This is a genomic window from Rhodopseudomonas sp. B29, from assembly GCF_000333455.1.
Lineage (GTDB): Bacteria > Pseudomonadota > Alphaproteobacteria > Rhizobiales > Xanthobacteraceae > Rhodopseudomonas.
In genome coordinates this window covers 1-7,041 of the sequence record NZ_BADD01000263.1, presented here as the reverse complement: position 1 = coordinate 7,041, position 7,041 = coordinate 1, and the positions used below count along the sequence as shown (strand labels likewise).

The window sequence follows — 7,041 nt, the reverse complement described above, 5'->3', positions numbered from 1 at the left end:
GGCACCACCACGCTGGCCGGCGCCAGCCGCAGCGAGCGGTTGACGCAGAGCAGGCCGACCGCCGACACGCTGCCGGTCAGGGCAAACCACACGAGATCAGCAGGCGCCGGCGTCACCCAGCCGGACGACTGCGTCATCAGCACGACACCCAGCACAGCCGTGCCGACGAATTGCTGAGAAGCCAGCACGGTGTCGGCCGTGCCGCGCAAAAAGCGGGTCAGCAGCAACAGCGCCGCGAACAACACGCTGGCCAGGATCGCGATCAGCGCCGGCCAGGTCGCGGTCTGCGCCGACGGCTGCAGCGCGACCAGCACGCCGATGAAGCCGATCAGGATCGCGATGCTACGCGTCCGGTCGAAGGTTTCGCCGAGCAACACCGAAGCGCCGACGGCGACGAACAGCGAAGACGCGAGATAGAAGGTGACGACGTCGGCCAGCGGCAGATAGGCCGTGGCGAGGTAGAACACCGCGACTTCTCCGGCCGCAACCAATGTCCGCGCCAGCTGCAGGCCCGGCCGCTCCAACTGCAGAAATGCCGCTCGCTGCCGCCAGATCAACGGCGACAGCACCACCAGCCCGGCGAACGCCCGCAACAGCAACAGTTGTCCGACCGTATAGCTCGCCACCATCTTCTTGCCGGCGGCATCGGCGAAGGCGAACGCCAGCATAGCCACCAGCATCAACATTATGCCGGCGAAGCGCGCCCGGGGCGGGTCGTCAGCCAAGGAGATCTTGCCGCTCAATGTGGTCTACCTGTCCCATCGCCGCTGCAGACGCAGTGGCCGCGCGCAGCATCGCGTGACTGGCGTCCCGGCGAAATGCTCCGTTCGCCGGATCAGGCCACTGGCGGGCTTGCCTCCGGCACCCGGCCGAGCTTGCGTTCGCGAAGGAAGATATAGAGCCCGGCGCCGACGATGATGGCGGCGCCGATCAGCGTGGCCGCCGACGGCAGATCGCCGAACACCAGATAGCCGAACGCCACCGCCCAGATGATCATCGTGTACTGATACGGCACCACGACGCTGGCCGGCGCCAGCTTGAGCGCGCGGTTGACGCACAATAGCGCCATCACCGAGACGCCGCCGGCGAGACAGAACAGCGCAATGTCGCGAGCGCTCGGCATCACCCAGCCGAACGATGCGACGGCTGCACCAAACAGCATGGTGCCGAAGAACTGTGTCGACGCCAGCACCGTATCGGGCGTGCCGCGCAACAGGCGCGTCGTCAGCATCAACCCGGAAAACGACAGGCTGCCGCACAGCGCGATCAAGGCCGGCCAGGTCATCGTCTGCGACGACGGCTGCAAGGCGATCAGCACGCCGGCAAAGCCGACCGCGATCGCGCTCCAGCGCCGCCAGCCGACCTGCTCGCGGAGAATCAGCGCCGACCCGGCGGTGACGAAGATCGGCACCGCCAGATAGTAGGTGATGACATCGGCGAGCGGCAGATACACGGTCGCTAGAAAGAAGCCGGCGACGTCGATGGTCGAGAACAGGACCCGCAGCAGCTGCAGCCACGGCCGCTCCAGCCGCAGGAAGTCGCCGCGATGACGCCAGATGGACGGCGACAACAGCGTCAATGCCGCGCCGTTACGCAAAAGCAGCAATTGGCCGACCGAATAGGTCGCCACCAGGAACTTGCCTATGGCGTCGCCGAGCGAAAACATCCCGATGCCGACCAGCATCAGCGTGACGCCGGCCAGACGCGCGGAGCGTGGATCGGCGGGAATGGAAAGACGCGAGAACATCCCTATCTGGGCCTGAAGCGGACGAGTGAAACTGGGAGGACGGGCTGGCGGTGCGCGCCGTGGGGCGCCGGCCGGTGCAGGAAGAGCTTGGAATTGCGGGCTTTTCGCGGCCTGCGCGCGATCACCGCACTTGCTGCCGACACCCCCCTGCGATACGGATGAGCCATGAAATTCCTCGATGAAGCCAAGGTGTATATCCGCTCCGGCGACGGCGGGAACGGCTGCGTGGCGTTTCGCCGCGAGAAGTTCATCGAGTTCGGTGGGCCCAACGGCGGCAATGGCGGCCGCGGCGGCGACATCGTGGTCGAGGCCGCCGACGGCCTCAACACCCTGATCGACTATCGCTACCAGCAGCACTTCAAGGCGCCGAAGGGCGTCAACGGCATGGGCAGCGACCGCCACGGCGCCAACGGCAAAGACATCGTCATGAAGGTGCCGGTCGGCACCCAAATTTTCGACGAAGACAAAGAGACGCTGTTGCACGACTTCACCAAAGTCGGCGAGCGCTTCGTGCTGGCCAAGGGCGGCAATGGCGGCTTCGGCAACGCGCATTTCAAGTCGTCGACCAATCGCGCGCCGCGCCACGCCAATCCGGGCCAGCCGGGCGAAGAACGCTGGATCTGGCTACGGCTGAAACTGATCGCCGATGCGGGTCTGGTCGGGCTGCCGAACGCCGGCAAGTCGACTTTCCTGTCCAAGGTCAGTGCGGCGAAGCCCAAGATCGCCGACTATCCGTTCACGACGCTGCATCCGCAACTCGGCGTCGTGAACAGCGACGGCCGCGAATTCGTGCTCGCCGATATTCCCGGCCTGATCGAGGGCGCGCACGAAGGCGCCGGCCTCGGTGATCGTTTCCTCGGCCACATCGAGCGCTGCCGCGTGCTGCTCCACCTCATCGACGCGACCTGCGAGCACGCCGGCAAGGCCTACAAGACCGTGCGCGGCGAACTCGAAGCCTATGCGGACACGCTGGCCGACAAGATCGAGATCGTGGCGCTGAACAAGATCGACGCGGTCGAACCGGACGAACTGAAGAAGCAGAAGGACCGGCTGAAGCGCGCGGCGAAGAAGACACCGCTGCTGCTGTCCGGCGTCACCGGCCAAGGCGTGCCGGAAGCGCTGCGCGCGCTCGCTGCGGTGATCGGCGAGGCGCCGGTGTCCGACAAGGCCAAAAGCGGGAGCGAGAGCCCCGCCGACGCCGAGCCGTGGGCGCCGCAGGACGCCTGAGCGCGTCTCGATTCCTCTTAAACCTATCCCAGTCATTGCGAGCAAAGCGAAGCAATCCAGAAGCTCCGTGCACTGCGCTGGATTGCTTCGTCGCTGCGCTCCTCGCAATGACGGAGCGGATGCTGTCGTCGTCGATACTTGTGTTCGCGTCCCCGATGACGCAGCATCCGCATCCCATCACCAATCAAGAAAATGCCGGGCATGGAAAAACCCAAGAACGTCCTTTGGATCATGTGCGATCAGCTTCGCTATGATTACCTCGGATGCAGCGGGCACCCGACGCTGAAGACGCCTAACATCGATGCACTCGCCGCCCGCGGCGTCCGTTTCAGCAACGCCTACGTGCAGTCGCCGATCTGCGGCCCGTCGCGGATGTCGTTCTACACCGGCCGCTACATGCGCTCGCACGGCTCGCACTGGAACGGCTGGCCGCTACGCGTCGGCGAGCCGACGCTGGGCGATCACCTCAAGCAAATCGGCGTCCGCAACGTGCTGGTCGGCAAGACTCACATGGCGGCCGACGTCGAAGGATTGAAGCAACTCGGCATCCCGCCGGACTCGATCATCGGCGTGCATGTCTCGCAATGCGGCTTCGAACCCTATGAGCGCGACGACGGCCTGCATCCGACCGGCAAGCCGCGCCCGCGCTACGACGCTTACTTGCGTGAACACGGCTATGAGGCCGAGAACCCCTGGGAGCATTGGGCCAACTCCGGCGCCGACGACGACGGCGATTTGCAGAACGGCTGGCTGCTGGTGCATGCCGACAAGGCGGCACGCATTCCCGACGAGCACTCCGAGACACCCTATATGACGCGGCGGGCGATGGACTTTATCACCGAGGCGGCGGACGATCCGCGGCCGTGGTGCCTGCATTTGTCCTACATCAAGCCGCACTGGCCCTATATCGCGCCCGAGCCCTACGCCTCGATGTACTCACCCGCCGACATGATCCCGGTGGTGCGCTCCGAGCAGGAGCGGCAGGAGGCGCACCCGGTGTTCGCCGCCTACATGAACATGCGCTACTCGCGCAACATGGCGCGCGACGGCGCCCGCGAGAAGGTGATCCCGACCTATATGGGACTGATCAAGCAGATCGACGATCAGCTCGGCGTGCTGATGAAATTTCTGGAAGAGAAGAACCTGCTCGACTCGACCATGATCGTGTTCACCTCCGATCACGGCGACTATCTCGGCGATCACTGGATGGGCGAAAAGGACCTGTTCCACGATTGCTCGGCGAAAGTGCCGCTGATCGTGGTCGATCCGTCGCGCGAGGCCGATGCGACGCGTGGCAGCGTCAACGACGCGCTGGTCGAGGCGATCGATCTGGCGCCGACCTTCGTCGATTACTTCGGCGCGCCGCCGCCGCGCCACATCCTCGAAGGCCGCTCGCTACTGCCCTGGCTGCGCGGCGAGACGCCGGCGTGGCGCAAAGTGGCACTGTCGGAATACGACTATTCGATGCAGGACGTCCGGCTGATGCTGGGTCAGCCGATCGAGCGCTGCCGCCTGTTCATGGTGTTCGACGGCCGCTGGAAAATGGTCCACGCCTCCGGCTTCCGGCCGATGCTGTACGATCTTCGCAGCGATCCGGACGAGCTGATCGACCGCGGCACCGATCCGGAATGTGCGGAGGTGATCGCGCGGCTGCAGGCCGAATTGTTCGACTGGGCGCTGCATCCCAACAATCACATCACCACGCCCAACGCCAAGATCGCCGCCTATGCGGACAATCAGCTCCAGGTCAAGAACGGCGTGCTGATTGGCATCTGGGACGAAACCGAACTCGCCGCGATCTATAAGCGGATCGGCATCTGAGGCGGCTGCGTAGGCACGACCATCGATTGGCGCGCGTTCGGAACAACGCTTTGCCGAGCGGGTTGAGCGACGACCTACTCCCGGAGATCGCGATGCCCTTTGTCGACGCCAAGGACGGCACCAAGCTGCACGTGAAGGACGCCGGAACAGGGCGTCCCGTGGTGTTGATTCACGGCTGGCCCTTGACCGGCGACATGTTCGAGTATCAGACGGTGGCGCTGCTCGAGGCCGGTTACCGTGTCGTCACCTACGATCGGCGCGGCTTCGGACAGTCAGGCCATCCCGCCACCGGTTACGACTACGATACATTCGCGGACGACCTCGCTGCGGTACTCGATAAGCTCGAGCTGGAGCAGGCCACGCTGGTCGGCTTCTCGATGGGCGGCGGCGAAGTCGCCCGTTATCTCTCGCGGCACGGTACCAAGCGCATCGCCAAGGTCGCATTGGTCGCATCGGTGGTGGCTTATCTGCTGAAGGACAACACCAATCCTGACGGCGTCGATCTCTCGGCGTTCGACGACATGAAAGCGCAGATCCGGCAAGACCGGTTCGCGTTCCTGCAGAGCTTCGCCAAGATGTTCTACGGCGTCGGCTGGGTCACCAGCCCGGTCAGCCAGGGCCTGCTCGACTGGACATTCGTGCTGGCGGTGATGGCGAGCCCGATGGCGACGCTGCGCTGCGTCGATGCCTTCGGCAAGACCGATTTCCGACCCGACCTGAAGGCGTTCACCGTGCCGACGCTGATCATCCATGGCACCGCCGACAAGACCGTTCCGATCGACCCGTCGGCGCGTGCGGCCGCCAAGGGCATTGGCGGCGCCAAGTTGATCGAGTACGAGGGCGAGCCGCACGGCCTCTTCGCCACCGCCCCGGACCGCCTCAACACAGACTTGATCCAGTTCGTCGGCTGACGACGAGTTGCACTGGATGCCGGCGACCGCCGATCCTCCGACCGTGACGGCGTGCCGGGCAATCGCAGCCCCGGCCGCCTTGGAACCGAATCGCCTCACTAACTCTTTTCAGCAGCGACAGCGCGCAACGATTGCGTGCTACCAAATCGCCACGCAGAGAGAGTATCAGTGGGTCAAATGTCCATGAAGGCCGGCCAGTCTCCTCATCGCCGTCGCGCCATCGTCGCCATCCCCGCCTATAACGAAGCCCAACGCATCCGGCGTTGCCTGTCGGCGCTGGGGATGCAGCGCGACGAGGCCGGGGCTCCGGTCCGCGCCGGCGCATTCGAGATTCTGATCTTCGCCAATAATTGCACCGACGCCACCGCCGAAGCGGTGCGCGAGTTCGCCCCGCTGGTGCCGCATCCGGTGGTGGTGATCGAGGCGACGCTGCCACCGGGCCAACTGTCCGCGGGCGCGGCTCGCAAGCAGGCCATGGACCTTGCTGCGGCGCGGCTGATCGAGCGCGGCGACGGCGACGGCTTAATTCTCACCACCGACGCCGACAGCTGCGTGTCACCGACCTGGTTCGCCGCAACGATGCGCGAGATGCAGAACGGCGTCGATTGCGTCGCCGGCTATATTGATGCCGAGCCGCTGGAGATTATCGGTCTCGGCAGCACGTTCCTTGCCCGCGGCCGCCTCGAAGACACGTATTTGCGGCTGCTGGCCGAGATCGACGCGCGTTGCGACCCGCGCGCGCACGATCCCTGGCCGAACCATCGGGTCTCGTCCGGCGCCAGCCTGGCGCTGACGCTGACTTCGTATCAGGCGATCGGCGGCCTGCCGCCGCGACCGGTCGGCGAAGATTCCGCACTTACCGCGGCGCTGGAGCGCGCCGGCTTCAAGGTGCGCCATTCGATGGCGGTGTCAGTGCTGACCTCGTGCCAGCTCGACGGCCGCGCCCAAGGCGGCGCCGCCGATACGATGCGGCTCCGTCATGAGCAGGCCGACGCGCCGTGCGATGACGATCTCGAGCCCGCGCTGCAGGCGACACGGCGTTCGATCTATTGCGGCCATCTGCGACGCATATTGGCGGACCAAAGGACGAACCGTGCCTTGCCGCGCGGCTGGCGGGTGTCGAAGGATGCGATGCGCTTACTTGCCGACCCCGGCATGACGTTCGACGAGGCCTGGCAGCGAATCAGCCGCGACAGTCCGGCCTTGCAGCGCGGCGCGCCGCTGCGTCCGTCCGATCTGCCGCGGCAGGTCGCGATCGCCAAGATGATCCTGCATCAGCTTCGCCGCCCGGTCAGCGCCCAGACAATCGCTCCAGCCGATACACCGCGTCCTTCA

Annotated in this window: 6 protein-coding genes; 4 read left to right on the top strand and 2 right to left on the bottom strand. The window is 65.5% G+C overall.

All coding sequences use genetic code 11. From position 1 onward, the window contains the following. Together I5M_RS09595 and I5M_RS09590 are read right to left on the bottom strand one after the other, a co-directional pair. Positions 1-686, bottom strand: a 686-nt coding sequence (locus I5M_RS09595) for a DMT family transporter (protein ID WP_022721203.1), incomplete at its 3' end; no start/stop codon positions are given. A gap of 149 nt (positions 687-835) precedes the next feature. Further along, a complete protein-coding gene (locus tag I5M_RS09590; RefSeq protein ID WP_031335969.1) occupies positions 836-1,753 on the bottom strand; it encodes a DMT family transporter in 918 nt (305 codons plus the stop codon). A 159-nt stretch (positions 1,754-1,912) separates the two neighbouring features. Here I5M_RS09590 and obgE point away from each other — a divergent pair, with 159 nt between their 5' ends. The 4 genes from obgE to I5M_RS09570 all read left to right on the top strand — a co-directional run. Next, positions 1,913-2,974, top strand: coding sequence for a GTPase ObgE (gene obgE, locus I5M_RS09585; protein WP_022721201.1), 1,062 nt, complete (start codon positions 1,913-1,915; stop codon positions 2,972-2,974). Between the two features lie 201 nt (positions 2,975-3,175). Next, positions 3,176-4,795, top strand: a complete 1,620-nt coding sequence (locus I5M_RS09580) for an alkaline phosphatase family protein (RefSeq protein ID WP_022721200.1) — start codon at positions 3,176-3,178, stop codon at positions 4,793-4,795. 92 nt (positions 4,796-4,887) lie between these two features. Continuing rightward, positions 4,888-5,706 (top strand): alpha/beta fold hydrolase, encoded by an 819-nt coding sequence (locus I5M_RS09575; RefSeq protein ID WP_031335967.1) that lies wholly within the window; start codon positions 4,888-4,890, stop codon positions 5,704-5,706. Between the two features lie 177 nt (positions 5,707-5,883). Then, the coding region (locus I5M_RS09570) for a glycosyltransferase family 2 protein (protein WP_244431960.1) at positions 5,884-7,041 on the top strand (1,158 nt) is incomplete at its 3' end.